The sequence below is a fragment of the Burkholderia sp. BCC0405 genome (genome assembly GCF_902833075.1).
Classification (GTDB): domain Bacteria; phylum Pseudomonadota; class Gammaproteobacteria; order Burkholderiales; family Burkholderiaceae; genus Burkholderia.
The window spans coordinates 1-1,122 of record NZ_CADFEO010000061.1 but is presented as its reverse complement, the minus strand read 5'-3'; the positions used below and the strand labels follow the sequence as shown (position 1 = coordinate 1,122).

At 54.6% G+C, this 1,122-nt stretch carries 2 pseudogenes; one reads left to right on the top strand and one right to left on the bottom strand.

Annotation, left to right across the window (positions count from 1 at the left end):
* Positions 1 to 232 precede the first annotated feature (232 nt).
* Positions 233 to 991: pseudogene (locus HWX36_RS36680) on the top strand (chlorinating enzyme); the annotation flags it as partial.
* A gap of 10 nt (positions 992 to 1,001) precedes the next feature.
* On the opposite strand, the pseudogene HWX36_RS37540 reads toward HWX36_RS36680, so the two are convergent.
* Positions 1,002 to 1,122 (bottom strand): annotated as a pseudogene (locus HWX36_RS37540) (IS630 family transposase); the annotation flags it as partial.

Sequence of the window (1,122 nt, the reverse complement as noted above, 5' to 3'; positions counted from 1 at the left end):
CATCGTTCGGCTGCGCTGCATCGACAGCAGTTCTTCCCGCTCGGCTTCGCTCAGATTCATTTTGCCCATGCACCATTAGATCAGTGCAATTTCATTGGTTCAATGGACTAGCAGCACAATTGGGGGCGATCGTTGCCTGATTGAACGTCCAGATTAACGGGTGAGACGCATTGACCGAGATACGCTCAACTGATAATTGAATTATTAACCATGATAATAGGAATCCTAAATTATGGAATATTCTCAGGAAATGTTTCAATCGACGACGGGCCTCGCCCGGAATGCGGTCATTCCGGACGACATCAAGGAAGACGTCGCCAGATTCGAGCGAGACGGCTTTATCGGACCGATCAGGCTTTATGAACCGCAGGAAGCTGCCGCGATGCTGCGCGCATTGCGCCAGGGGAATCAGGATCGGACGCATGTGCTATACGACAACGACATGAATTACGACCGTCATTTCGATATTCCCACGCTGTCGCGGCACATCATGCACCCGACGATCCTGAAATACCTGAAGGGTATTCTCGGGCCGGACATCCTGTGCTGGCGGTCCGAATGGTTCGCCAAGTTTCCAGGCTCGGCGGGCACGGAATGGCATCAGGTTCGCGACTACAGCTACACGGACGGCAATCCGTTGATCGTTCCCACCGCGACCGACTGGAACGCATTCATCGATCTGACCGTCTGGACGGCCTTTACGCCGGCCACGCGTCGGACGGGCTGCATGCGGTTCCTTCCGGGTTCTCACTACAAGTACTACTACGACGAGAAGCGGAAGGTCGAGACCGGCCGGAACAGTCACTACAGCTATACGGAAACCGATACCGGGTTCTTCGGTTACAACTTTTCCGAATTCAAGGTCGATCCGTCGTGGGATCCGGAAAGTGCCGATCCGGTCGACCTCGAAATGGACGCGGGCGAGTGCGTGATCTTTACCGCCTCGTGCGCACATGCATCCCAGCCGAACTCGACCGAACGAGAAACGCGCTTGGCGATAACTAGTCCATTGAACCGGATGAATTGCACCGGATGCGTCGAGTTGGATCGGAGTACTTCCACTTCAACGGGGCGGCCTGCTTGTTGTATTGGCGGATGTAGCGCATGAGCTTTTTGTCGAGA